Here is a 21,693-nt window from a genome sequence, read left to right as displayed (position 1 = left end):
GCGGCGGAGGCGGTGGCCGTGCCGAGGGCGGCGGTGGTCCCCAGCGCCGCGGCCCCGGTCAGCCCGGCCCGCAGGAGTGCGCGGCGGGCGAGCGAGGGGAGAGCGAACCGCTTGTGAGCGGCGGTGGCCGGCTGTGAGCCGGCGGATCTGTCGGAGTTCACAGGGTGGAACGTACGCTCGAAACTTCAAATAAACGTTCGCGTTGCTGAATCATGGACGGGTACGGGGAAGTCATGATCGAGCGTTGGTCTGCCCTTGGTGTTTCGCGGGGCTTTCGATGACCCGGCTTGGTGCCCGACGGCGGACCGGCCTCGCCCAGCTCCTGGGCGAGGCCGGTTGGACAGCTGCTGAGCGAGCCGGTGAGGGCCTCAGGAAGCCGTAGGCGTCCAGTTCCCCAGCCAGTCGGCGACCTCCTGCCCGGCCGCCTGGGCGTCGGTCAGCTGAGGCCGGTTGGAGCTCGCGGAACCCGCGCCCGCGCCGGTGTTCCTGTACTCGGCGAAGCGGTCGTCCTTCCAGGGGAAGCCGCCCATGTCCGACCAGGGGGTGGACTTGATCGCGGCGCTCAGGTTCGTCTCCCGGACCGTGGTCTGCGGGTCCACGGTCGTGTCGCCACCGGGGTGCCAGTTGCGGCCGAGGAAGAAGCTGCCGTTGCTCACGTCGCCGTTGACGGTCGAGTTGGTGATGAGGATGCCCTTGCGGTTGGCCTCGGTGCTCGGCGCGGTGACGTATCCGGCGGACGTGCCGTCCCAGCGCTTGCGCAGCGTGATGACGGACCGGTCGATGACGGCGGTGCCGCGGCCGAAGATGAAGTCGACGTTGCCGAGGATGTAGGAGTTCTTGACGTAGACCCGGCCGAGGGCGCCCTTGGCGGCCGTCTCCATCTCCAGGGTGTCCTGGTCGCCGGTGACGATGAGGCTGTCCAGGAACACCTTGTCGGCCTGGGTCAGCAGGGCCACGGCCTGGTGGCCGGAGAGGGACTGGTTCGCGCCCTCGTTGAAGTCGTTGGTGACGCTGAGGTTGCGCAACTGGGTGTCGTCGGCCTTGACGCTGAGGGTGGCGCTGCCGGGCGTGCCGTACGTCCCCGAGCCGTCGGGCTTGGTCATGCCGGCGGCGTGTCCCTCGACGATGACGGTGTCCTTGCGGCTGGCGCCGGTCCCGACGACCGTCACGTGCGGCTTGTTCGCCGGTATGGTCACGGCCTCGCGGTACGTGCCCGGCTTGACCTGGATGACGACGCGGGAGGGGTTGTTCGCCGGTACGGCGTTGACGGCGGCCTGCACGGTCGAGTACTGCCCGGAGCCGTCCTTGGCGACGGTGAGGGTGGTCGCGGCCTTGGTGCTCACCGTGCCGCTGCTCGCCGTGGTCCCGATCGAACTCCGCGGCCCCGCACCCGACTTGACGACCGACGGCACGTTCGCGGCCGCGTCCGCCGAGTACGAGTAGTACGACCTCGGATCGAACGCGGAACCACCGCTCTCGTTACGACCACTGGTGCCCGAGAAGACGTTGCCGCGCTGGACGAGCGTCGCGGTGCTGTCCTTGATGACGGGGTTGGTCATGCCCTGGAAGTAGGAGTTCTCCAGGACCATGGCGGTCTTCCCGCGCGAGTAGTTGCCGTAGGACGACTTGATGTCGGTGCCGGCGACGTCCTCCAGGAAGTTGTTGTAGAGGTGCGCGTGGGCGGCGTTGTCGGTGGACGGGTTGCGCTGCTCGGTCTCGCGGAACCAGTTGTGGTGGACCGTGATGTCCGTCTTGACGTTGTCCGTCCAGCCGATGCCGAAGGTCTTGTTGTTCTGGCTCAGCTTGTTCCAGGAGACGGTCACGTTCGTGCTGTCCTTGCGGACGTCGATGAGCCCGTCGGCCATGTGCCGCAGGTCGTTGTGGTCGATCCACACGTGGTGCGCGCCGTCCATCTGGACCGCGTCGAAATCATGATCCTTGTCGTTCCAGACGCCCTGGTACGAGTCCCGGATGGTCAGGTTCCGGATGATCACGTTGTGCACGCCGGAGCCGAGGAAGAACCCGCCGCCGACGATGTGCCCGGACGTCCCGGACCCGACGATGGTCTTGTCCGACTGGACCTTGATCTCTTTTCCGACCGGGTTCATGTTGATCGTCCCGGCCACGACGATGACATACGGCTCGGTGGCCGTCGCGTACTTCTCCAGATCGGCCTGCGTCCTCACGGTGACGATCTGACCGTCACGCCCACCGTAAGTCCCGTTCTGCCCCAGTGAGTTGACGGAGGCGAACCCGTCGGCGGCGGCGGTGGCCCAGGCGGGGGCGGCGGCGGTCGCGGCGGACGCCCGCTGCTGGGCACCGGAGCCGAGGAGACCGAGGTCAGTGCCGTAGGCGAGGACGCCGGAGGCGGTCAGGGCCAGCGGCACCCCGACCGCCAGGGCCGTCCTGCTTCTGCGGTGACGGGCCTTGCTGTGCTGCTCAGTCATGCGGCGATCCGTTCCGTGCGGGGGGATGGTCCGAGGGGCGGTCGCCGCTGGGGGCGGAAAGGTTGCCGGGGTGGGAGTCCTTTCGGTGGGGGTGTCGGATGCGGGACTCCGGGGATGTACAAGGGAGTTGGGGCGGCCGGTGGACGAGCGGAGGGGGCGCGGACGTGGCGGGGAACACGGAGGAAGCCGAGCCGCTGGTCGGTGGGCGCTACCGGCTCTCGGGCCGGATCGGAACGGGCGGCCACGACATGACCTGGGTGGCCGAGGACGAGGCGCTGGGCGCCACTGTGCTGCTGCGGAGGATCCTGTTGCCCGCGGGGTCGGCGGAGGACGACACGAAACGGGCGCGGGCGATGCGGATGATCCGGATGCTGGCGCATCAGCGCAGTCCGCGCATCCTGTACGTGCTCGACGCGCTGTCCGATGATGACGGGCTCTGGGTCGTCATGGAGTATCTCGCCGACGCCCGCACCCTCGGCGATGTCCTACGGGAGTCGGAGTCGGGGACGCTGCCGCCGGGGCGCGTGGCGAGTATCGGGCTCGGTGTGCTCGACGCGCTGACCGCTCTGCATGCGGCGGGCGTCACGTACCGCAATCTGACCCCGGAAGAGATCGTCATCGACACGGGCGGGCGGACCCTGCTCCTCGGCTTTGCCCCCAGCATGCTGGACGAGCCGGACCTGACAGGGCGCACGCCGGCCTCGGACGCCTCCGTCTCGCTCCGCTACCTGGCACCCGAGCTGGTGACCGGCGGCCGGCCGACCCCGGCCGCGGACCTCTTCTCACTGGGCGTCGTCCTGTACGAGGCGGTCCAGGGCCACAGCCCCTTCAACCTGCGCGACAGCTCGACCACGCCCGCGGTGCTCCATGCGGTGCTGTACGAGGAGCCGGCGGAGCCGTTCCGAGCCGGTCCGCTCGCCCCCGTGCTGCTGCGCATGCTGGGCAAGACTCCGGCCGAACGGCCGACGCTGGACGAAGTGGCCGCTGTGCTGTCCGAGGTGGAAGGGGTGCCGGACACATGGCTCCCGGCGACGCCGACCCCCAGCGCGGGACCCGGGATGAGCCCGGGGTGGGCGGCGTCACCTCCGCCGGACATGAGCGCACCGGCCATGCGTGCACCCGGGAGTACCCACGCCATCGCCGGGCCAGGGACGGACGGCTGGGCCTGGCCCGGCCTGCTCATCGCGTCCCTGACTACCGTGCTGCTGGCGGTGTTCATCGGCTATGTAATGCCGTCGCTGGACGGCATGTGGTGGCTGCCCGGCCTGTGGGTGTTTCTCGTCGGCGCCGCCGTGACCAACGTCCTGCGCCGGCCGGTGACTTCGCAAGCGGCGGCACGCGCGACGACGGCGCCCCGTGCGACGACGGCGCCCCGCGAACCCCGCGCCGCCCCGAGCAGAGGCCCCGCATTCGTGGCGGGACTCACCGATGCCGCCGTATTCCTGAGACCCCGCACCGCCGTGCCGCCGCTGCCGCCGACGCGGGACGCGTATCTGCACGAGGCTTACGGCCGGCTGGGCCCACCACCCGCTGCCGGACCCCGCCCGCCGGGAGGCTCCGCATGACCGACTCCACCCCCGCACCCGACCCGGGGCCGGTCGGCGAGACGAGGAGCTCCTGGCGGGACCTCCCCCTGGACCAGCAGGCCGCTGCCTGGGAGACGGCCGTGCCGGGCAGCGCCGAGCGGATGCTGCGCCAGATCGAGGCGGACTACGAGCACCGGCGCTGGATGGACCGGGTCGAGGTGCGTTTCCGGATCTTCGGCGCGGTGGTCGCGGGCACGGGCATCACCGGCGTCTTCTGGCTGACGAAGTACCTGGTGGACCACGATGCGCCCGGTTTCGCGGCCGGGGTCTTCGGCGCGAGCATCGCCGCGTTTGCGGGTCTGGTGCTCAGGCGCGACCGCCCGGGGCAGTGATGCGGAGCGGACCCGCTCGGCGCGAGCCCGCTCCGCAATGGCCCCAGGGGCCTACTTGGCGCAGGTGTTGGGGTCCAGCTTCTCCTCCACCTTGTCCTCACGGCCGTCGGGCTGGCCGTTGGGGAGGAGCTTGTCGGAGGTGCCGTCGATGTAGTAGCCGTACGAGTAGATCGTCTTCCAGCTCGCGTCCCGGCCGCGCCAGGTGTGCGTGGTGACGTCGCCGTCGCCCTTGTTCCACTGGTAGTCCTCGACCTGGAAGATCGGGTTCACGCGCACCACGCGCTGGTACGGCGTCCAGGTCACGGCGACCTGGGTGCACGGCGGAATCGACTTCTCGCTCCGCCGCTCGAAGGACGAGGTCTTCTCCCAGCCCCACTCGTAGCCGGCGCTGCCACCCACGCTGCCCGAGAAGATGCTCTTGGCGAGGGAGAGGTTGATGGTGCCGCCGACGCTCTTCTTGGCGAACGTCTTGGTGCTGTAGCTGCTGACGAAGGTCTCCTTGTCGTCCTTCGAGCCGCGGTTGCCGATCCACGGGGAGGTGCGGACCGTCTCGCCCTTGATGGACCAGGTCGAGGCCTCGGCGTAACCGCACCAGCCGCGGAACAGCTCCCACGGCCCGGCCGGCTTCCACAGCCCGAAGACGTCGCGCAGGTACTCGTCCTGGGTCTTGAACTCGCCGGTGTCGACGTTGTAGGCGCCGTAGACGCCGGTCAGGCTCGGCTCCTGGTTGCAGAGCCGCTCGATCAGCAGATCGGTGTTCCCGGGATCCGTACCCCGGATGTTCGACGCACCGCCCGGCCCGTTCCCGGCCGCCTGAGCGGAACCGGTGCCGGTCAGTACGCCGGCTATGGCGAGGGCGGTGGAGGCGGTGATCAGGGCGCTCTTCTTGACACCGCTCCTGGCGCTCTTCCTGAGCATTGATTTGCGAATGAGTCGCATGGGGGTGGCTCACTCCTGTGTGCTGTGCACGGTGCCGACGGGTACGTCCGGCACCTGTCTGACAGCCACGAAGAGTTGCAGAGAACTGGTGGGTAGGGTCGGGAGCAGGTACGGATGACAGTACATTGACAGGTGGGTGAGGTTGCCTGTCGGTCTTTATCCCTCTTTGCCTGCCACCGCTCCACAGGACATGTTCCCCGCCGGCGCCCGGCCCGGTCCGGCGGGGAGGGCGTCGGGCCGGGCGCCGCACCCCAACTCTCCCGCCATCCCGACCCCTTGCACCTCGGCCGAACAGCCAGGCCTCGCCTGCCACTGCCCCCTCGGCTCGGTCGTTCGGCCGACCTGAGAGCGACGGCGCGCCGGGATTCGGGGTGCCCCGGAGTGATCAGTTTCTTCAGGCCGACCTCGTGGACGTCCGTCCTCGCCGCCGTCAAGAACTGGGCGCCCGCCTCGCGTCGTCCTCCGTCGACGCGGCGCTGCGGTTCTGGCGGCTCAGATGGACGGCGTGGAGCAGCGTGCCGACCGCCGCGGCGCCGCTCAGGAGGGAGCCGAAGGCCGTGATCAGGGCGCCGGGGCCGTCGCTGCCACCGCCCGAAGGAACCGCGACGACGGTCTGGGTCACCACGGTCACCGGGGTCGCCCCCGGTTCCGTCGGTTCCGAGGTCGGCTCCTCGGTGCCGCGGGGACTGTCGGTGCTCTCCGGCGGCCGCGTGGTGTACCAACTGGTCGACCCGGCCCCTCCCGAGGGCCCGTCATCCGACGCCGACACCACCGCCAGGGCGAGGAGTGAGACGGCACCGGCCGTGAACACGAGGCCCAGGGTGGTCCACAGCACGATCTTCGGTAGCGAGTTCTTCAACATGGCTCCCCCTCGCCTCAAGCGTAGGGGGAAACGGCCGCGAAGTGGATCTCCTTCCCGGCCGCATTGAGTGAGACGTGACTACTGCTGCGGCTCCGCCGGCGGCGGCGTCGGCGCCCCCGGCAGTCGTACGGTCGCCACCGTCCCGCCGCCCTCCGCTCGGGCCAGAGTGACCTCGCCGCCCGCCTGCTCTACGGTGCGGGCCACGATCGACAGGCCGAGGCCCGAGCCGGGCAGGGCCCGTGCGCTGGGGGAACGCCAGAAGCGGTCGAAGACGTGGGGGAGTTCGTCGGCGGGGATGCCGGGGCCGTGGTCGCGGACGGTCAGGACGCCGTCGTTCAGTGCGACCTCGACCGTGCCGGCCTCGGGGCTGAACTTCACCGCGTTGTCGAGGATGTTGACCACCGCGCGCTCCAGCGCCGCCGGTTCGGCGCGGACGTACCAGGGCTGGAGGTCGGAGCTGATCGTCAGCTCGGGGCCGCGCAGGCGGGCGCGGCGCAGCGCCGCCTCGACCGTGTCCTGCAGCGAGATCACCTGGACGCGTTCACCGCGCTGGCCCTCCGAGCGGGACAGTTCCTGCAAGTCGCCGATCAAGGAGGCCAGTTCGGTCATCTGCGCCTTGACGGAGGCGAGCAGGGCCTTGCGGTCGGCCTCTGGGATCGGGCGGCCCGTCTCCTCGCTGCGGGTGAGGAGCTCGATGTTGGTGCGGAGGGAGGTGAGGGGGGTGCGGAGTTCGTGGCCGGCGTCCGCGATGAGCTGCTGTTGCAGGTCGCGGGAGCTGGCCAGGGCCGAGTTCATGGAGTTGAAGGAGCGGGAGAGACGGGCGACCTCGTCCTCGGCGTCGTCCTCCACCGGGATGCGGACGGTCAGGTCCTCCGTGCGGGCCACGTGTTCGACGGCGTCCGTCAGCTTGTCGACGGGGCGGAGGCCCGCGCGGGCCACGGCCAGGCCGGCCGCTCCGGCGCCGATGACTCCGATGCCGGAGACGAGGAGGAGGATGAGGGCGAGTTCGTTGAGGGTGGACTGGGTGTTCTTGAGCGGCACCGCGACGAGGAGTGCGGTGTCGGGGTACAGCTGGGGCGGGCTCACCGGCCCCTGGCTGACGACCAGCGGCACGGTGAACACCCGAACGGCATTGCCGTCCGTGTCGGTGCCGTTGCGGGTGATCCCCTCGAGAACGTTCCCCGTGGTGTCGTCCGCGTCCTTGATCACGTTCTTGTCGGCGTCGGTGACCTTGACGGTGCCCGCCGAGGTGGAGGAGACGCAGGGCGTCCCGTCAGCCTTGACCAGCTGGATGTAGGTGCTCTGCGCCCGCAGGCCGTTGCCGCCGGTCTGGAAGGTCTCGTCGGTCGGGACGCTCTGGGGGCAGGCGTTGAGGAGCTCCACGACCTGGCTGTACCGCTGCGGCTGCGACATCTTCCTGAGGTCGGCGTTGACCTGCTCGTACAGCTTCCCCTGCACGATGAACCAGCAGGTGACCGAAACCGCCGCCACCGCGAACGCCACCGCCGCGGCGACCAGCATCGACAGCCGCGCCCGGATCGGCAGCGACCGGAACCGGCGTAGAACCCTGCTCACTCCGCCCCGCCCTGTCGCAGCACATACCCCACGCCCCGAACCGTGTGCACGAGCCGCGGCTCGCCGCCCGCCTCGGTCTTGCGGCGCAGGTACATCACGTACACGTCCAGCGAGTTCGACGACGGCTCGAAGTCGAAGCCCCACACCGCCTTGAGGATCTGCTCCCGGGTGAGGACCTGGCGCGGATGCGCCATGAACATCTCCAGCAGCGTGAACTCCGTACGGGTCAGCTCCACCGGCCGCCCACCCCGCGTGACCTCCCGCGTCGCGAGGTCCATGCGCAGGTCCGCGAAGGTCAGCGCCTCGTCCTCCTCCGCCGCGCCCGCACCGGTCGCCGCCGCGTAGGAGCTGCGCCGCAGCAGCGCGCGGACCCGGGCGAACAGCTCGTCCAGTTCGAACGGCTTGACCAGGTAGTCGTCGGCCCCGGCGTCCAGCCCGGTCACCCGGTCGCCGACCGTGTCGCGGGCGGTCAGCATGAGGATCGGCGTCGTGTCACCGGCTCCGCGGATACGGCGGGCGGCGGTGAGGCCGTCCATGCGGGGCATCTGGATGTCCAGGATCACCAGCTCGGGCCGGTAGGCGGTCGCCTTCTCCAGGGCGTCGGCGCCGTCGACCGCGACCTCCGTGTCGTACCCCTCGAAGGCGAGGCTGCGCTGGAGTGCTTCGCGCACCGCAGGCTCGTCGTCGACGATCAGGATGCGCTGGGGGTCACGGTCGCCATCGGCGGGGCTCATGGGCTCGGGATCCTCGGGTGCGGTGGGTCAGGGGGCTGGACGGAGGGCTGAGCGGGCTTGAACGCCTTCAGCCTCGCACGTTTTTCGTTTTGTACGGTCTCAGCCTCGTACGGTACGGCGACGGCTGCGGGACGCGGTCGCCCTGCGGCCCGCGCTCAGGCGGACGGTCGCCAGCTCCGGCGCCCGGGACGGGGCGGTCGGCGCGTGCAGGGCGCCGGCCACCGCGAGGGCCAGGGCGAGGTCGGAGGGACCGACGCCGGTCGCGGTGTGCTCAACCTGCTGGATCATGACGTACCCCTTCAGTCTTGGGAGTTCAGCTCTGCGAACCCGACCGCAGCTTCGCCAGGTCGGCCTTGACGGTGTTGATCGGGATCGCGAAGCCGAGGCCCACGCTGCCCGCGTCGGACGAGCCCGAGCCGGCGGCCGAGTACATCGCCGAGTTGATGCCGATGATGTTGCCGTTCATGTCGATCAGCGCGCCGCCGGAGTTGCCGGGGTTCAGGGAGGCGTCCGTCTGTATCGCCTTGTACGTCGTCGTCGACGAACCGGTGTCGCCGTTGAACTCCTGACCGCCGAACTCGAACGGCCATCCGCCGCCGCCCTGCTGCTGTTGCTGCTGGCCCTGGCTCTCGTCCGTCGAGACGGTCACGTCACGGTTGAGCGCGGACACGATGCCGCTGGTGACGGTGCCGGTCAGGCCCTCGGGAGAGCCGATCGCCACGACCTCGTCGCCGACCTGCACCCCGCTGGAGTCGCCGAGGGTGGCCACCGTCAGCCCGGACGCGTTCTGCAGCTTGATCAGCGCGAGGTCCTTGCTGCTGTCGGTGCCGACGACCTCGGCGGTGTACTCCTTGCCGTCGCTGGTCGTCACCTTGATCTGCGAGGCGCCGGAGACGACGTGGTTGTTGGTGACGATCTCGCCGTCACTGGTGATGATCACGCCGGAGCCGGTGGACGACCCGGCGTTCGAGGCCGCGCTGATCTCGACGATGCTCGGGCTGACCGCCTTGGCGACCCCGGAGACCGTGCCCTTCTGGCTGGAGGGGACGACGTTGGTGCTGGTGGAGCTGGAGGTGGCGACGGTGTCGTTGCCGGTCAGCTCCTGGATGCCGTACGCCGTACCGCCGCCGATCGCCGCGGCGACGATCGCCACGGCCGCGAGGAGGGCGACGGGACCGCGGGGCCGGCGCCGCCGCGCCTTCGGCGGCTGGGCCACGGGCTCGGTGAGGAGAGCGGTGGGGGCTTCGCCGCCCGCCTGCTGCGCCGGCGGCTGGTACGCCGGCGGGGGCGGCCATTCCGGGTTCACGGGGGAGGAGGCGTGCTGCTGGGCGCCCTGGTAGGGGTTCTCGTAGTCGCCGCTGCGGCGGAAGCTCTCGGTCATGGAAATGAGCTTGTCGCCCCACCATGAGAGCTTCCTGAGTGCTCCCTGAGAAGCCCGGCAGAAGCTCGTATGCCCGATGTAAAGGCGCTTCTGGCAGCGAGTCGGTGCCTCTCAGAGAACGCTCAGAGAAGCTCCTCAGCTCTCAGGCACACCCACAAGACCGCCGCGCGACCAACCGCGAAGGAAACACCTTCAGCCGCTCGCGCCGCGACCCGGCAACCCGCAGCCCGTCATCGAGAACCAGATCCACCGCGGCCCGAGCCATGGCGGACCGGTCCGAAGCAATGGTCGTCAACGGCGGATCCGCCAGCGCCGCTTCCTTGATGTCGTCGAACCCGGCGACAGCCAGCTCCCCCGGCACATCGATCCGCAGCTCCCGCGCCGCCCGCAGCACACCGATGGCCTGGTCGTCGGTGGAGCAGAAGATCGCGGGGGGACGGTTCGGCCCGGAGAGAATCTCCAGCGCTATGCGGTACGCGTCGTAGCGGTTGTACGGCGCCTCGAACAGCCGCCCCTCGGTGGGGATCCCCGACTCGGCCATCGCGCGCCGCCAGCCCTCGACGTGGTCGGAGACCGGGTCGCCGACCGCGGGCGTCTCCGCGGTGCCGCCCATACAGGCGACGTACTCGTAGCCGTGCTCCAGGAGGTGGCGTACGGCGAGCTGGGCGCCACCGAGGTCGTCGGTGACGACGGCGACGTCGTCGATGGCCTCCGGCCGCTCGTGCAGCAGGACGACCCGGGCGTCCCAGGCCTCGATCTCGGCGGCGGCCAGGTCGTTCAGCGCGTGCGAGACCAGGATCAGCCCGGAGACCCGCATACCCAGAAACGCCCGCAGATAGTGGACCTCGCGCTCGCCGACGTAGTCGGAGTTGCCGACGAGGACCATCTTTCCGCGCTCGGCGGCGGCCCACTCGACCGCGTGCGCCATCTCCCCGAAGAAGGGCTGGCGCGCGTCCGGGACGATCAGGCCTATGAGATCCGTGCGCCGCGAGGCCATCGCCTGGGCGACGCGGTCGGGCCGGTAGCCCAGTTCCTTGATCGCGGCGAGAACGCGCTCGCGCGTGGCCGGGGCGACCGGCCGGGGTCCGTTGTTGATGACATAGCTGACGACGGCAGTGGAAGTCCCTGCCAGCCGCGCCACGTCATCCCGAGTCACCTTGGCCACGCGCGGAGTCTACGCGGATGGACCCGCTCTGGGCAGGGCGTGAAGGAGCTTCCCTGTCGCCCGGCTGTCACTCCGCTGCGCGGAAGCGATGCCGGTGACGCCCCGCCCGAGCGTCCGCCGTGCCCTTCTATGCCTCGGCCCCGATCTCGATGCCGTCCAGGGCGTCCGCCTCGTCCGCATCCTCCGGCTTTGCCTGGCCGGCCTTGGCCTTCGCCTCCTCGGCGACCCGGTCGATCTTCTCCGGAGTAACGAATCGATAACCGACGTTCCGTACGGTGCCGATGAGCGACTCGTGCTCGGGGCCGAGCTTGGCGCGCAGCCGTCGTACGTGGACGTCGACCGTCCGGGTGCCGCCGAAGTAGTCGTAGCCCCAGACCTCCTGCAGCAGCTGCGCGCGCGTGAAGACGCGGCCCGGGTGCTGGGCGAGGTACTTCAGGAGCTCGAACTCCTTGAAGGTGAGGTCGAGGACCCGTCCCTTCAGTTTCGCGCTGTAGGTCGCCTCGTCGACCGACAGGTCGCCGTTGCGGATCTCCATGGGGGAGTCGTCGTTGACGATCTGCTGGCGGCCCATGGAGAGCCGGAGCCGGGCCTCCACCTCCGCCGGACCGGCGCTGTCGAGGAGCACGTCGTCGATGCCCCAGTCGGCGGTGACGGCGGCGAGGCCGCCCTCGGTGACGACGAGGATGAGAGGACAGCCGGGGCCGGTCGAGCGCAGGAGCTGGCACAGGCTGCGGACCTGCGGGAGGTCGCGGCGTCCGTCGATGAGGATGACGTCGGCACCGGGGGTGTCGACGAGGGCGGGTCCCTCCGCCGGCGCCACGCGCACGTTATGCAGCAGCAGGCCGAGTGCGGGGAGCACCTCCGTCGACGGCTGGAGGGCATTGGTCAGGAGCAGCAGAGAACTCATACGTCTGGTTCCTCCTCGGTCCCTGCGAGGACGTTTTGCGGTGCGGAACTGCTCTGCGATCCCGAAGGCCCCGTACACCTGCGGTTTCCCGCGTCGTATACAACGCTTCCGAAAGCACAAAAGGACCCGGGGGCTACGCTGCCCGAGTCCTCTGCCCAGCAGAATAGCCCACATGAGCAACGGTCCGGCAGGTCATGTGGCACGATCGACGGTTCGTCCGAACTCTGAGACGACCAGACGCACACCTATGCGGACGTTTCTGCACACCGACGACGGGGTGACGATCGATTCCGTATACGACCCGGGTGCGGTCGTATACGACAACTCCCGTCCACCTGCCGGTGATCTGGTGTTCGTCGTCGCCCACGGCTTCACCGGGGACGTGGACAAGCCGCACGTCCGCCGCGTGGCGGAGGCCTTCACCCGGCAGGGGGCCGTCGTCACGTTCTCCTTCCGGGGGCACGGCGCGTCGGGCGGCCGCTCGACGGTCGGCGACCGCGAGGTGCTGGACCTGGCGGCGGCGGTGCGGTGGGCGCGTGGGCTCGGGCACGCGCGCGTGGTGACCGTCGGCTTCTCGATGGGGGGCTCGGTGGTGCTGCGGCACGCGGCGATCTACGGCGAGAACGGTGAGACGGCGCCTGCACGCGGGGCGCATACGGACGCCGTCGTGTCCGTGAGTGCGCCTGCGCGCTGGTACTACCGGGGTACGCCTCACATGCGCCGGCTGCACTGGCTGGTGACCCGGCCGGAGGGGCGTTTGGTGGGCCGCTACGGATTCCGTACCCGGATCCACCACCGGGACTGGGACCCGGTGCCGATGTCTCCGGTGGAGGCGGTCCCGAGGATCGCGCCCACGCCGTTGCTGATCGTGCACGGCGACCGGGACGGCTACTTCCCCCTCGACCACCCCCGCATGCTGGCCCAGGCGGCCGGTGACCACGGCGAACTCTGGCTGGAGCCGGGCATGGGCCACGCCGAGCACGCGGCCGGCGACGCCCTGCTGGAGCGCATCGGGCACTGGGCCGTCTCACAGGGCGGCTAGCCTGACGGGGTACACAGCCGATCGATTGAGGAACCGGATGCCAAAGGTCACGGTGCGCTACTGGGCCGCCGCGAAGGCCGCGGCCGGGATCGCCGAGGAGCCGTTCGACGCGGTCACCCTCGCCGAGGCGCTCGACGCGGTGCGCGAGCGACACCCCGGGGAACTCGTGCGCGTCCTGCAGCGATGCTCGTTCCTCGTCGACGGTGACCCCGTGGGCACCCGCGAACATGAGACGGTACGGCTGGCCGACGGCGGCACGGTCGAGGTGCTCCCGCCGTTCGCAGGAGGGTGACGATGAGCGACCAGCCGTATCAGGGACACCAGGGACAGCAGGGACACCAAGGGCATCAGGGGCAGGGGTACGACGGGTACGACCCGTACCAGCAGCCCGCCCCGCAGGCGTGGCCCGGGCAGCAGACGCACGACGATCCGCAGGCCGCCCAGCAGTACACGCAGCAGTGGCAGGGACAGACCTGGGAGACGCAGGTGCACGCGCCGGTGACGTCGGGCTCTGCGGCTCCTGCGGGTGCTGCGGCTTCCGCGGAGACGTCGTATCTGCCGTCGCAGGGGGCGGGGGACGCCGCCGGGTATCAGAGCGGCGGCTGGGACGGCGTGCCGCAGGGGCAGGCCCATGCACAGGGGCAGGCCCGCGCGCAGGCTCAGCCGCAGGCCCAGTTCCAGTCGCAGACCCCGTTCCCGTCGCCCGCGCAGCAGCAGAGCTCCGGCACGGACGCGCAGCCCGCGGACGGTGAGGACCCCGGCTACGGCCCTGCCACCCTTTCCGGCAACTCCCGTGTCACGGACGCCCAGCGGGCCCGGCTGGAGGGCCGGTCCCCGATCATCGAGCCGGGCATGCAGCCGGCCGCGCTCACGGCGCTGCTGGGGCTGCTGCTCTCGGGATCGGCGGCGGTGGGGCCGTACGCCCTCGTGGTGCCCCTCGTCGTCCTGCAGGCGGTGACCGCGGCGGGCTGGTTCCGGCTGAACGGCATGTGGCCCGCCCGGCAGGGCATCGCGCTGGCCTTCGCGGGTGCGGTGACGGCGGACGTGGCGCTGCTGGTGGCCGACCGGGCGCCGGCGGCGATCCTCGGGACGCTGGGTGTCTGGGTGCTGTTGGCGCTGGTCCTGCAGCTGCGGTCGCACGCCGATCCGGACGAGCGGATGTACGGCCTGATGGCGACGGTCGCCTCGGCGGCGCTGGCGATCATCGCGGCCGGGTATCTCGCGGCCGAGGCGGACGCGGTGACCGTGGGGGCGATGGCGGTCGCCGTGGGTGTGCTGGCGCGGGCGTTGCCGTTGCCGACCGTGGCCTCGGTGGTGGTCTCGTTGCTCGCGGCGGCGGGTGCGGGGGTTGCCGGGGGCGCGATGACGGGGATGGGTGCCGGTGGGGCGCTGCTCGGGGCGGGAGCCGCTGCGTGTGCGCTGATCGGGCACCGGGTGGCGAGCTACGACTATCCGTCGCGGTTCGTCCACTTCACGGCGGGCGTTGCGCTGCCGTTGGCTGCGGCGGCGCCGGTGGTGTATGTGCTGGGACGGGCGCTGGCGTGAGGCCGGGTTTTGCCGGACCAGGCAAGGTCAGCCCGTCCGGCGTTTGAGGACGAGGCCCTTTAAGGGCCGTAGCGGGGGTCTGGGGGCGGCAGCCCCAGGGACGGGACGGGTAGGGGCGGCGGGGGCGAAAAACGACTGGGCCCCCCTGTCACAGGTGATCGACAATCCGTCGGTCACCCCCACCCCAGGGTTACCCTCGCGCTGGACGGCCACTCGCCCGTCGCGACCGTCGTCCGTCGTTGATGACCACCGATGTGGGGGGAACACCACACCATGCGCGCCCTGCGGATACTGCTGATCCTCGTCGTGATATTCGGCGGCCTCTTCGTGCTGGCCGACCGGCTCGCCGTCGGGTTCGCCGAGGACGAGGCGGCCGGGAAGCTCCAGGCCAGCGAGAACCTCGCCGCCGCCCCGGACGTGTCCATCAAGGGCTTCCCGTTCCTGACCCAGGTCGTGAGCGGCTCCCTGGACGACGTCGAGGTCGGCATCAAGGACTACGAGGCCGCCACCGGCGCCGACGGCAGGACGATCCGGATCGACGACCTCACGGCGAACATGAAGGGCGTCGAGTTCTCCGGCGACTACAGCTCCGCCACCGCGGCCACCGCCACCGGCACCGCGTCCGTCACCTACGCCGAGCTGCTGAAGACCGCCAAGTCCGAGCCCACCCAGGTCGCCCCCGGCGTGACCGCCAACGTCGTCGGTCTCTCGGACGGCGGCAACGGCAAGATCAAGGTCGCCGTCGAGGCCACCGTCCTCGGCACCAAGATGCCGAACCCGGTCTACGTCCTCAGCTCGGTCACCGCCCAGGGCGACACCGTGCGGGTGCAGGCCGACACGCTGCCCAGCTTCGGCGGCGTCGACATCGCCGAGTCCCGGGTCCGCGCGATCACCGACTTCGAGCAGAAGATCGACGGCCTCCCCGGCGGCATCCAGCTCGACAAGGTCCAGGCGGCGAAGGACGGCGTCGAGATCACGGTGAAGGGTTCGAACGTCCGCCTCGCCGGGTAGTACGGGGACGGGCGGGCGCCGGGTGTCCGACTGGCGAGACGACGCCGTCCGCACCGTAGATGTGATCGCCGATACACGGGCCCGCGAACCGCGTGGGGACCCAGTCCGCGGTGAGTCGATCCCGCATCGCGGACAATCTCGTCTCAGTATGCGACACGCCGGTGACACGCCCGTATGTCCGTCCCTACGATCGAGCCCATGAAGCGACAGGCGGATCTCACGAAGCGGCGGGCAGTCGACCTGTGCCGCGTCGCCGCCATGCTCTGTCGCCCCTTCTGAGCGGAAGCTCCGACTTCTGCGTTTCCCCGCGCCCTGACCAGGGCACAGGTGCGCCGTCTCGGTCCGAGCGCGCGCACCCCCTCGCACTCGCACGCCCCGCCGCAACTGCCCCGGAGGAGAGAAGAGCATGAGCCGCAGCGACGTCCTCGTCGACGCCGACTGGGTCCAGGAGAACCTGGACAACCCCGGTATCGCGATCGTGGAGGTGGACGAAGACACGTCCGCCTACGAGAAGAACCACATCAAGAACGCGATCCGCATCGACTGGACCAAGGACCTGCAGGACCCGGTCCGCCGCGACTTCATCGACCAGGAGGGCTTCGAGAAGCTCCTGTCGACGAAGGGCATCGCCAACGACACCCTGGTGATCCTCTACGGCGGCAACAACAACTGGTTCGCGTCCTACGCCTACTGGTACTTCAAGCTCTACGGCCACGAGAACGTCAAGCTTCTCGACGGCGGCCGCAAGAAGTGGGAGCTGGACGCCCGCGAGCTGGTCGAGGAGGTCCCGGAGCGCGCCGAGACCGTCTACAAGGCCAAGCCGCAGAACACCGCCATCCGCGCCTTCCGCGACGACGTCGTGGCGGCCATCGGTTCGCAGAACCTGGTCGACGTCCGTTCGCCCGACGAGTTCTCCGGCAAGCTGCTCGCGCCTGCCCACCTCCCGCAGGAGCAGTCGCAGCGTCCGGGCCACGTCCCGTCCGCCCGCAACATCCCGTGGTCGAAGAACGCCAACGACGACGGCACCTTCAAGTCGGACGACGAGCTCAAGGAGCTCTACGCCGAGGAGCAGGTGGACCTGGCGAAGGACACCATCGCCTACTGCCGTATCGGTGAGCGCTCCGCGCTGACGTGGTTCGTGCTGCACGAGCTGCTCGGTGTGGAGAACGTCAAGAACTACGACGGCTCCTGGACCGAGTACGGCAGCCTCGTCGGCGTCCCGATCGAGCTCGGCGCCAACAAGTAAGACCAGGCAGTAAGCGAACAGACCCGCAATCCCGACCGGCCTTCCTCCGGTCAGACCCCTCTTGGAGAAAGACATGTGTGGAGCGAAGGCCGGCGGCCCCGACGCCTCGACGATCAAGCCCGGTGAGACCACGATCCAGGGTCAGGTGACCCGCGACGGCGAGCCGGTGACGGGCTACGTCCGTCTGCTGGACTCGACCGGCGAGTTCACCGCGGAGGTCCCCACCTCCGCCACGGGCCAGTTCCGCTTCTACGCGGCCGAGGGCACCTGGACCGTACGTGCGCTCGTCCCCGGCGGCACCGCCGACCGCACGGTCGTCGTCGCCGAGAAGGGCGCGCTCGCCGAGGTCGCGATCGCGGTCTGACGGTACTTGTCGGCCGAGGGGCCGCATCCCATGGGTTGGACGCCCGGGGTGCGGCCCCTTCGGCGTGTGCGGAGCCCTACGCTTGAGGTATGTACGCACGGCGGCGTCACATCTACTTCGCCATGATGGGCACGTGCCTCACGCTGTTCGTCCTGGCCTGGGGCGTCGTACGCATGTGGTCGGTCCCGGTGGCCGTGGGGATGTGCGTGGTGGCGATGGTCATCCCTCCGGTCGCCGCGATGATCGCCAACCGCCGAGGGCCCGAGGACCGCTGGTGGGACGATCCCTCCGGGGACCCCAAGTCCGACGAGTGGTGGGACGAGCTGGACGGCAAGAAGCGGCCGCGGTAGAAGACGTGCATGTCGCCTACGAGGCTGTCCACCGTGGTGCTGGACGCGCACGACGCCCATGACCTCGCCGGGTTCTACCTGCGGCTGCTCGGCTACCAGGTGCGTGCCGAGGAGCCCGACTGGCTGCTCATCGGCCCGCCGCCCGGCACGGAGGGCCTGGCCCTGGCCTTCGAGACCGAACCCGGGTACACCCGGCCGGTCTGGCCCACCAGGAAGCCCGGCGACCAGCAGATGATGCTCCACCTGGACATCGAGGTCGACGATCTGGAGAGCGAGACCGCGCGTGCAATGGCCGAGGGTGCCACGCTCGCCGAGTACCAGCCGCAGGACGACGTGCGCGTGCTGTTCGACCCCGCCGGGCACCCCTTCTGCCTCTGGACCCAGCCGTCTCAGTAGACGAGCGCCTGCGTCTCGTCCCCCAGCGTTTCCTGTACGAACACCTGCGCACCCGCGATCCGTACGCCCTCGATGACGTCCTTCTCCGTGATGTCCCGGCGGGCCGCGCACTGCGTGCACAGGGTGAGCCGGCCGCCGGCCAGGATCGAGTCGATGAGGTCGGGCAGCGGGGCGGCGTGCGGCAGCTCGAACTCGGCGGCGCGGCCCGGCAGCGCGAACCAGGCGGACTCGCCGGTCAGCCACATGGAGACGTCCACACCGCTCGCCACGGCCACCGCCGCGACCGTGAACGCCTGTGAGCAGCGTTCGGGGGCGTCGGCCCCCGCGGTCACCTTGATTACGAGCTTCTTCGCCATGGCTGAATCGTAATCAACACCCTTACAACCTGGGGCGTTGACCACGGGTCTCCTGTGCGCGCATACGGAGTGCGCACTTCACGTTCCGTGGGGGATGTCTTGGATGTACCTGAAGAAGCAGGGGCCGCGCCCGTGCCCACGGCGGTGCCCGCGCCGCCAGAGCCGGCCGTCGCGCCCCGGCCCCGCCGTCGCGGGCGTACGGCGCTGCTGATCGCCGGCGCCGTCGTGCTCGGGCTCGTCGCCGGGACCTGCACCGGCTACCTCGTACAGGCCGACCGCGAGCCCACGAGGCTGCCGCCCCTCTCCCAGCCGGTGGTCGAGCAGGCCAAGGGCGAGGTCGAGCCGCTGTCCGCCGCCGAGGACCGTCGGCTGAAGACCGACGGCGATCTGCGCAAGCTGCTGCTCAAGCGGCCCAAGGGCGCGCGGGACGCCGAGTTCGAGCTGGGCACGGACGGCTGGCTCAACCTGGCCGACTACGCGCAGACCTACGAGGAGCCGGACGAGGTCATCAGTGACCTCATCAGTGACGAGTTCCGCCGTGCCGCCGTCGCGAGCTGGCGGGTGGGCGGCACGCACAGCGTCGCGATCCACCTGACGCAGTACCGCCAGGAACAGACCCTGGCGGCCGCCGCCAATGCCGAGGGCGCGTACTACTGGGCCGAGGAGGAGTCGGACACCCGCAGCTGGTCCATTCCGGGCACGGGCGACGGCATGGCGTATGTGCACGACACCCCGGAGCGGGAGGCCGGCTACCTCCCGCTGTACTCGGCCGAGGCGCACGCCTGGCGCGGCGACATCGCGATGGACATCTGGGTCTATGACACCAAGCCGATCCCCAAGAAGAAGATCATGGATCTGGCCGAGCGGCAGATGGGACGGCTGTGAGCGAGACACCTGAGAGCCCGCAGAGCTCCGAGAGCCCGCAGAGCTCCGAGAGCCCGCAGGGTTCCGAGAGCCCGCAGGGTTCCGAGACCCGGGAGGGCTCCGAGAGTCCGGAGAGTTCCGCCAGCCCTTCTGGCGGCCCCGTGGGCCCCGAGCGCAAGCGCCCGCGCCGCTCGCGCCTCGCCGCCCTCGCCGGCGCCGTCCTGCTGCTCGGTGCCGTCGTCGGCGGTGCCGGCTACACCGTCGTGACCGTCCAGCACGCCGACCGTGATCCGGGCGCGCCGACCTGGAAGTTCCCCAAGCCCTCCGTGGCCGGTGACAAGGCTAAGGAGGCGGTCCCGGGGCTGCGCGGGATGCTGCTGCCGTACGACGAGAACGGCTACACCCGCGGCCCGGACCTCGGAGAGTTCGGCTCCGACGCCGAACTCAGCGGCCGTCAGGCCACGGCCCTGCGCAAGGAGTCGCTCGGGGACCTGCCCCGCAGCCAGCGCCGGTTGCTGGAGAAGGAGATCGACAAGCAGAGCGTCGAGGGCATGGCGATGCGCAGCTACGTCTACGCGACCCGCCGCGCGATCAACTTCAACGAGGCGTTCTCCGTCAGCGTCGTCCTGGCACGGATGGAGAGCCGCGCCGCCGCACGGGACATCGCGACGTCCCAGAACGAGTTCTTCTCCGCCCTCGGCGTCTTCCGCGCGGGCCCCAAGATCGAGGGCCACAAGAACGCCAAGTGCTTCCTGACGCCCAAGAGCGAGGACGAGGGGCTCGACCGGGTCTTCTGTGCGGCCTATTCGGGAGACGTGCTGATCAGCTTCACCGCGTCGGGCGGTCGGCCGGTCGACATGAACGGCATCGGGGTGTTCGTCACCCGACAGCTCGACCGCATCGACGACCCGGGGATGGCCATATGACCGAGCAGCAGCACACCATCACGGCGCCCGTGGCCGACATACCTCCGCCGCCGCAGGCCGATCCCGCCGTTCCCCCGGTGAAGAAGGACCGCCGCGTCCTGCGCGCCGTCCTGCGGTGGACCGCGGCCGTCGCCGTCTTCGCCGCCGTCGGCGCCTCCACCGCATACGGCATCACGCGGATGGAGCGCACGGACGTACCCGGTCTCGCGACCGAGACGGACGGGCGCTGGACGTACCCGGAGATCACCAGGCCGCCCCTGCCCTCGGGCAGTCCCGCGCCGTTCGCCGAGGAGAACGCGGCCTCCCTCCACCACGCGGACCTGCGCGAACTGCTCCTGCCGGTGCCCGAGGGGGCCAGGGCCGACAAGGCCGACGAGGCCCTGAGTGGCCGCAACGGCTGGCTGGCGACGAAGGACTTCCTGGCGGCGTACGAGTCCGAGGAAGACCGGGACACCTTCGCCCAGCTGCTCACGGACCACGCCCTGCGGCACATCGCAGCCCGCGGCTGGACCATGCCGGACGGCACGCGCACCCGGATCTACCTGCTGCGGTTCGGGTCCGGCCAGGTGGCGGACGTGCTCCAGCAGGACCACCTCACCAACTACGACTCGCCCACCTACGCCCTGCGCGGCGCCGCCGAGGTGCACCTCGACGAGGACTTCCCCACGGACGCCGAGGTCGTCGACGTACGGCACTACGCCTACGCCGAGGCGAAGCCGTACGGCGCCGAGCAGGTCCGGCAGGCATACCTGGTCTCGGGTGACGTACTGGGGCTGGTCGTGCAGTCCCGCAAGGGCGGTGCCGAGGCCGTCCCCTTCCAGCAGACGGTGATCCTCCAGAGCCAGCTGCTCGGCTGACCCGGCGAGGGCGTACCTCACAGAAAGGGCCGGGCCCCGGCCGCGTAAGCTGGGGCCCGGCCCTGTACGTACCGCACAACCTCCGCTCAATCGAGGAGCACCCCGTGGAGATCTTCTTCGAAGCCCTGCTGGTCCTGGTCTGCGTCGGCGTCCTCGCCTTCGCCGGACTGACCGTGAAGAAGCTGTACCAGGGCCAGCGCTGACCCATATCTAGGAACCGCCGCTCATGATCGAGATTCCGTCCGACCTGCACAAGGACCTCGTCCCCCTCGCCTTCCTGCTCGGCAACTGGGCGGGCGCGGGCGTGCACGACTTCCCCGGTGCCGAGAAGTGCAACTTCGGGCAGGAGGTCACCTTCACCCACGACGGCCGGGACTTCCTGGAGTACCAGTCCCACACCTGGGTGCTGGACAACGACGGCAACAAGGTCCGGCCGCTGGAGTCCGAGCACGGCTTCTGGCGCATCGACGCCGACCGCAAGGTCGAGGTCACGATGGTCCGCGACGACGGCGTCGTCGAGATCTGGTACGGCGAGCTGGCCGCCAAGAAGCCGCAGATCGACCTGGTCACGGACGCGGTGGCGCGCACGGCCGCCTCGGGCCCGTACAGCGGCGGCAAGCGGCTGTACGGCTACGTCAAGAGCGACCTGATGTGGGTCGGCGAGAAGCAGACCCCCGAGGTCGAGCTGCGCCCCTACATGTCGGCGCACCTGAAGAAGGTCGTCACCCCGGAGGACGTCGAGCGCTGGGCCAAGGCCCTGCCGGACGATATGCCGGACGACGGCATCGCCTTCTTCAAGTAGGCAGCC

At 70.2% G+C, this 21,693-nt stretch carries 25 protein-coding genes; 15 read left to right on the top strand and 10 right to left on the bottom strand.

Features of this window, described 5'->3' with window-relative positions; translation table 11 throughout:
• Nucleotides 1-368: 368 nt before the first annotated feature.
• The gene (locus ABD932_RS06555) at nucleotides 369-2,447 is read right to left on the bottom strand and encodes a pectinesterase family protein (RefSeq protein ID WP_345009532.1); all 2,079 of its coding nucleotides are present in this window, start codon (nucleotides 2,445-2,447) and stop codon (nucleotides 369-371) included.
• A 164-nt stretch (nucleotides 2,448-2,611) separates the two neighbouring features.
• On the opposite strand from ABD932_RS06555, the gene ABD932_RS06550 reads away from it, so the two are divergent.
• Together ABD932_RS06550 and ABD932_RS06545 are read left to right on the top strand one after the other, a co-directional pair.
• The gene (locus ABD932_RS06550; RefSeq protein ID WP_345009530.1) at nucleotides 2,612-4,012 is read left to right on the top strand and encodes a serine/threonine-protein kinase; all 1,401 of its coding nucleotides are present in this window, start codon (nucleotides 2,612-2,614) and stop codon (nucleotides 4,010-4,012) included.
• Complete coding sequence (locus tag ABD932_RS06545) at nucleotides 4,009-4,365, top strand: hypothetical protein (protein WP_345009528.1); 357 nt, start codon at nucleotides 4,009-4,011, stop codon at nucleotides 4,363-4,365. The genes ABD932_RS06550 and ABD932_RS06545 overlap by 4 nt, the downstream gene beginning before the upstream one ends.
• A 51-nt stretch (nucleotides 4,366-4,416) precedes the next feature.
• On the opposite strand, the gene ABD932_RS06540 is transcribed toward ABD932_RS06545, so the two are convergent.
• The 8 genes from ABD932_RS06540 to ABD932_RS06505 all read right to left on the bottom strand — a co-directional run bounded on the left by ABD932_RS06540 (nucleotide 4,417) and on the right by ABD932_RS06505 (nucleotide 11,928).
• On the bottom strand, nucleotides 4,417-5,304 hold the full coding sequence (locus ABD932_RS06540) for a hypothetical protein (RefSeq protein WP_345009526.1): 888 nt from the start codon (nucleotides 5,302-5,304) through the stop codon (nucleotides 4,417-4,419).
• A 430-nt stretch (nucleotides 5,305-5,734) separates the two neighbouring features.
• On the bottom strand, nucleotides 5,735-6,166 hold the full coding sequence (locus ABD932_RS06535) for a hypothetical protein (protein ID WP_345009524.1): 432 nt from the start codon (nucleotides 6,164-6,166) through the stop codon (nucleotides 5,735-5,737).
• Nucleotides 6,167-6,244: 78 nt separating this feature from the next.
• The gene (locus ABD932_RS06530; protein ID WP_345009522.1) at nucleotides 6,245-7,741 is read right to left on the bottom strand and encodes a HAMP domain-containing sensor histidine kinase; all 1,497 of its coding nucleotides are present in this window, start codon (nucleotides 7,739-7,741) and stop codon (nucleotides 6,245-6,247) included.
• A complete protein-coding gene (locus ABD932_RS06525; protein ID WP_345009521.1) occupies nucleotides 7,738-8,475 on the bottom strand; it encodes a response regulator transcription factor in 738 nt (245 codons plus the stop codon). The genes ABD932_RS06530 and ABD932_RS06525 overlap by 4 nt, the downstream gene beginning before the upstream one ends.
• A 99-nt stretch (nucleotides 8,476-8,574) precedes the next feature.
• Nucleotides 8,575-8,763, bottom strand: coding sequence for a hypothetical protein (locus ABD932_RS06520; RefSeq protein ID WP_126393197.1), 189 nt, complete (start codon nucleotides 8,761-8,763; stop codon nucleotides 8,575-8,577).
• A 25-nt stretch (nucleotides 8,764-8,788) separates the two neighbouring features.
• Nucleotides 8,789-9,856, bottom strand: coding sequence for a S1C family serine protease (locus tag ABD932_RS06515; RefSeq protein WP_345009519.1), 1,068 nt, complete (start codon nucleotides 9,854-9,856; stop codon nucleotides 8,789-8,791).
• A gap of 142 nt (nucleotides 9,857-9,998) precedes the next feature.
• Nucleotides 9,999-11,021, bottom strand: a complete 1,023-nt coding sequence (locus ABD932_RS06510; protein ID WP_250092773.1) for a LacI family DNA-binding transcriptional regulator — start codon at nucleotides 11,019-11,021, stop codon at nucleotides 9,999-10,001.
• A gap of 127 nt (nucleotides 11,022-11,148) precedes the next feature.
• Complete coding sequence (locus ABD932_RS06505) at nucleotides 11,149-11,928, bottom strand: winged helix-turn-helix transcriptional regulator (protein ID WP_345009515.1); 780 nt, start codon at nucleotides 11,926-11,928, stop codon at nucleotides 11,149-11,151.
• A 172-nt stretch (nucleotides 11,929-12,100) separates the two neighbouring features.
• On the opposite strand from ABD932_RS06505, the gene ABD932_RS06500 reads away from it, so the two are divergent.
• The 9 genes from ABD932_RS06500 (at nucleotide 12,101) to ABD932_RS06465 (ending at nucleotide 17,882) form a co-directional block, all read left to right on the top strand.
• Nucleotides 12,101-12,970, top strand: coding sequence for an alpha/beta hydrolase (locus tag ABD932_RS06500; RefSeq protein ID WP_345009513.1), 870 nt, complete (start codon nucleotides 12,101-12,103; stop codon nucleotides 12,968-12,970).
• A 37-nt stretch (nucleotides 12,971-13,007) separates the two neighbouring features.
• Nucleotides 13,008-13,262, top strand: a complete 255-nt coding sequence (locus tag ABD932_RS06495; RefSeq protein ID WP_345009511.1) for a MoaD/ThiS family protein — start codon at nucleotides 13,008-13,010, stop codon at nucleotides 13,260-13,262.
• A gap of 2 nt (nucleotides 13,263-13,264) precedes the next feature.
• A complete protein-coding gene (locus ABD932_RS06490; protein WP_345009509.1) occupies nucleotides 13,265-14,515 on the top strand; it encodes a hypothetical protein in 1,251 nt (416 codons plus the stop codon).
• A gap of 273 nt (nucleotides 14,516-14,788) precedes the next feature.
• Nucleotides 14,789-15,526, top strand: a complete 738-nt coding sequence (locus ABD932_RS06485; protein ID WP_345009507.1) for an LmeA family phospholipid-binding protein — start codon at nucleotides 14,789-14,791, stop codon at nucleotides 15,524-15,526.
• Between the two features lie 174 nt (nucleotides 15,527-15,700).
• Entirely contained in the window at nucleotides 15,701-15,805 is a 105-nt protein-coding gene (locus ABD932_RS43925; protein WP_370260121.1) for a putative leader peptide, read from the top strand.
• Nucleotides 15,806-15,932: 127 nt separating this feature from the next.
• Nucleotides 15,933-16,772, top strand: coding sequence for a sulfurtransferase (locus tag ABD932_RS06480; protein ID WP_345009505.1), 840 nt, complete (start codon nucleotides 15,933-15,935; stop codon nucleotides 16,770-16,772).
• Between the two features lie 73 nt (nucleotides 16,773-16,845).
• Nucleotides 16,846-17,136: a DUF1416 domain-containing protein gene (locus tag ABD932_RS06475; protein ID WP_043502058.1), complete on the top strand. Its 291-nt coding sequence runs from the start codon at nucleotides 16,846-16,848 to the stop codon at nucleotides 17,134-17,136.
• 89 nt (nucleotides 17,137-17,225) lie between these two features.
• Nucleotides 17,226-17,486, top strand: coding sequence for a DUF3099 domain-containing protein (locus tag ABD932_RS06470; protein ID WP_345009501.1), 261 nt, complete (start codon nucleotides 17,226-17,228; stop codon nucleotides 17,484-17,486).
• A gap of 9 nt (nucleotides 17,487-17,495) precedes the next feature.
• Nucleotides 17,496-17,882 carry a VOC family protein gene (locus tag ABD932_RS06465; protein ID WP_345009499.1) on the top strand — a complete coding sequence of 129 codons (387 nt, stop codon included), beginning with the start codon at nucleotides 17,496-17,498 and terminating at the stop codon, nucleotides 17,880-17,882.
• On the opposite strand, the gene ABD932_RS06460 is transcribed toward ABD932_RS06465, so the two are convergent.
• On the bottom strand, nucleotides 17,876-18,238 hold the full coding sequence (locus ABD932_RS06460) for a DsrE family protein (RefSeq protein WP_345009497.1): 363 nt from the start codon (nucleotides 18,236-18,238) through the stop codon (nucleotides 17,876-17,878). The two genes, ABD932_RS06465 and ABD932_RS06460, sit on opposite strands and share 7 nt — an antisense overlap.
• Nucleotides 18,239-18,370: 132 nt before the next feature.
• On the opposite strand from ABD932_RS06460, the gene ABD932_RS06455 reads away from it, so the two are divergent.
• From ABD932_RS06455 to ABD932_RS06440, 4 genes are all read left to right on the top strand, one after another.
• Nucleotides 18,371-19,123: a hypothetical protein gene (locus tag ABD932_RS06455; protein WP_345009495.1), complete on the top strand. Its 753-nt coding sequence runs from the start codon at nucleotides 18,371-18,373 to the stop codon at nucleotides 19,121-19,123.
• Nucleotides 19,120-20,028 (top strand): hypothetical protein, encoded by a 909-nt coding sequence (locus ABD932_RS06450; RefSeq protein ID WP_345009493.1) that lies wholly within the window; start codon nucleotides 19,120-19,122, stop codon nucleotides 20,026-20,028. The genes ABD932_RS06455 and ABD932_RS06450 overlap by 4 nt, the downstream gene beginning before the upstream one ends.
• Nucleotides 20,025-20,885 carry a hypothetical protein gene (locus tag ABD932_RS06445; RefSeq protein WP_345009491.1) on the top strand — a complete coding sequence of 287 codons (861 nt, stop codon included), beginning with the start codon at nucleotides 20,025-20,027 and terminating at the stop codon, nucleotides 20,883-20,885. Before ABD932_RS06450 ends, ABD932_RS06445 begins: the two co-directional genes overlap by 4 nt.
• A gap of 226 nt (nucleotides 20,886-21,111) precedes the next feature.
• Nucleotides 21,112-21,687, top strand: a complete 576-nt coding sequence (locus ABD932_RS06440; protein WP_345009489.1) for a heme-binding beta-barrel domain-containing protein — start codon at nucleotides 21,112-21,114, stop codon at nucleotides 21,685-21,687.
• The last annotated feature ends 6 nt before the right edge of the window (nucleotides 21,688-21,693 follow it).

It is taken from the genome of Streptomyces shaanxiensis (assembly GCF_039537145.1).
In the GTDB taxonomy this organism is placed as follows: Bacteria; Actinomycetota; Actinomycetes; order Streptomycetales; family Streptomycetaceae; genus Streptomyces; species Streptomyces shaanxiensis.
Note: the sequence above shows the minus strand (reverse complement) of the source record. Positions and strands in the feature narration are given on the sequence as shown.

What these genes read in the sequence shown, in the direction of transcription:
- ABD932_RS06515 (WP_345009519.1), bottom strand. Translation starts at nt 9,856, where the DNA reads ATGACCGAGAGCTTCCGCCGCAGCGGCGACTACGAGAACCCCTACCAG.
- ABD932_RS06445 (WP_345009491.1), top strand. Translation starts at nt 20,025, where the DNA reads ATGACCGAGCAGCAGCACACCATCACGGCGCCCGTGGCCGACATACCT.
- ABD932_RS06475 (WP_043502058.1), top strand. Translation starts at nt 16,846, where the DNA reads ATGTGTGGAGCGAAGGCCGGCGGCCCCGACGCCTCGACGATCAAGCCC.
- ABD932_RS06470 (WP_345009501.1), top strand. Translation starts at nt 17,226, where the DNA reads ATGTACGCACGGCGGCGTCACATCTACTTCGCCATGATGGGCACGTGC.
- ABD932_RS06490 (WP_345009509.1), top strand. Translation starts at nt 13,265, where the DNA reads ATGAGCGACCAGCCGTATCAGGGACACCAGGGACAGCAGGGACACCAA.
- ABD932_RS06540 (WP_345009526.1), bottom strand. Translation starts at nt 5,304, where the DNA reads ATGCGACTCATTCGCAAATCAATGCTCAGGAAGAGCGCCAGGAGCGGT.
- ABD932_RS06440 (WP_345009489.1), top strand. Translation starts at nt 21,112, where the DNA reads ATGATCGAGATTCCGTCCGACCTGCACAAGGACCTCGTCCCCCTCGCC.
- ABD932_RS06535 (WP_345009524.1), bottom strand. Translation starts at nt 6,166, where the DNA reads ATGTTGAAGAACTCGCTACCGAAGATCGTGCTGTGGACCACCCTGGGC.
- ABD932_RS06545 (WP_345009528.1), top strand. Translation starts at nt 4,009, where the DNA reads ATGACCGACTCCACCCCCGCACCCGACCCGGGGCCGGTCGGCGAGACG.
- ABD932_RS06500 (WP_345009513.1), top strand. Translation starts at nt 12,101, where the DNA reads ATGAGCAACGGTCCGGCAGGTCATGTGGCACGATCGACGGTTCGTCCG.
- ABD932_RS06525 (WP_345009521.1), bottom strand. Translation starts at nt 8,475, where the DNA reads ATGAGCCCCGCCGATGGCGACCGTGACCCCCAGCGCATCCTGATCGTC.
- ABD932_RS06495 (WP_345009511.1), top strand. Translation starts at nt 13,008, where the DNA reads ATGCCAAAGGTCACGGTGCGCTACTGGGCCGCCGCGAAGGCCGCGGCC.
- ABD932_RS06485 (WP_345009507.1), top strand. Translation starts at nt 14,789, where the DNA reads ATGCGCGCCCTGCGGATACTGCTGATCCTCGTCGTGATATTCGGCGGC.
- ABD932_RS06505 (WP_345009515.1), bottom strand. Translation starts at nt 11,928, where the DNA reads ATGAGTTCTCTGCTGCTCCTGACCAATGCCCTCCAGCCGTCGACGGAG.
- ABD932_RS06555 (WP_345009532.1), bottom strand. Translation starts at nt 2,447, where the DNA reads ATGACTGAGCAGCACAGCAAGGCCCGTCACCGCAGAAGCAGGACGGCC.
- ABD932_RS06480 (WP_345009505.1), top strand. Translation starts at nt 15,933, where the DNA reads ATGAGCCGCAGCGACGTCCTCGTCGACGCCGACTGGGTCCAGGAGAAC.
- ABD932_RS06460 (WP_345009497.1), bottom strand. Translation starts at nt 18,238, where the DNA reads ATGGCGAAGAAGCTCGTAATCAAGGTGACCGCGGGGGCCGACGCCCCC.
- ABD932_RS43925 (WP_370260121.1), top strand. Translation starts at nt 15,701, where the DNA reads ATGTCCGTCCCTACGATCGAGCCCATGAAGCGACAGGCGGATCTCACG.
- ABD932_RS06465 (WP_345009499.1), top strand. Translation starts at nt 17,496, where the DNA reads ATGTCGCCTACGAGGCTGTCCACCGTGGTGCTGGACGCGCACGACGCC.
- ABD932_RS06520 (WP_126393197.1), bottom strand. Translation starts at nt 8,763, where the DNA reads ATGATCCAGCAGGTTGAGCACACCGCGACCGGCGTCGGTCCCTCCGAC.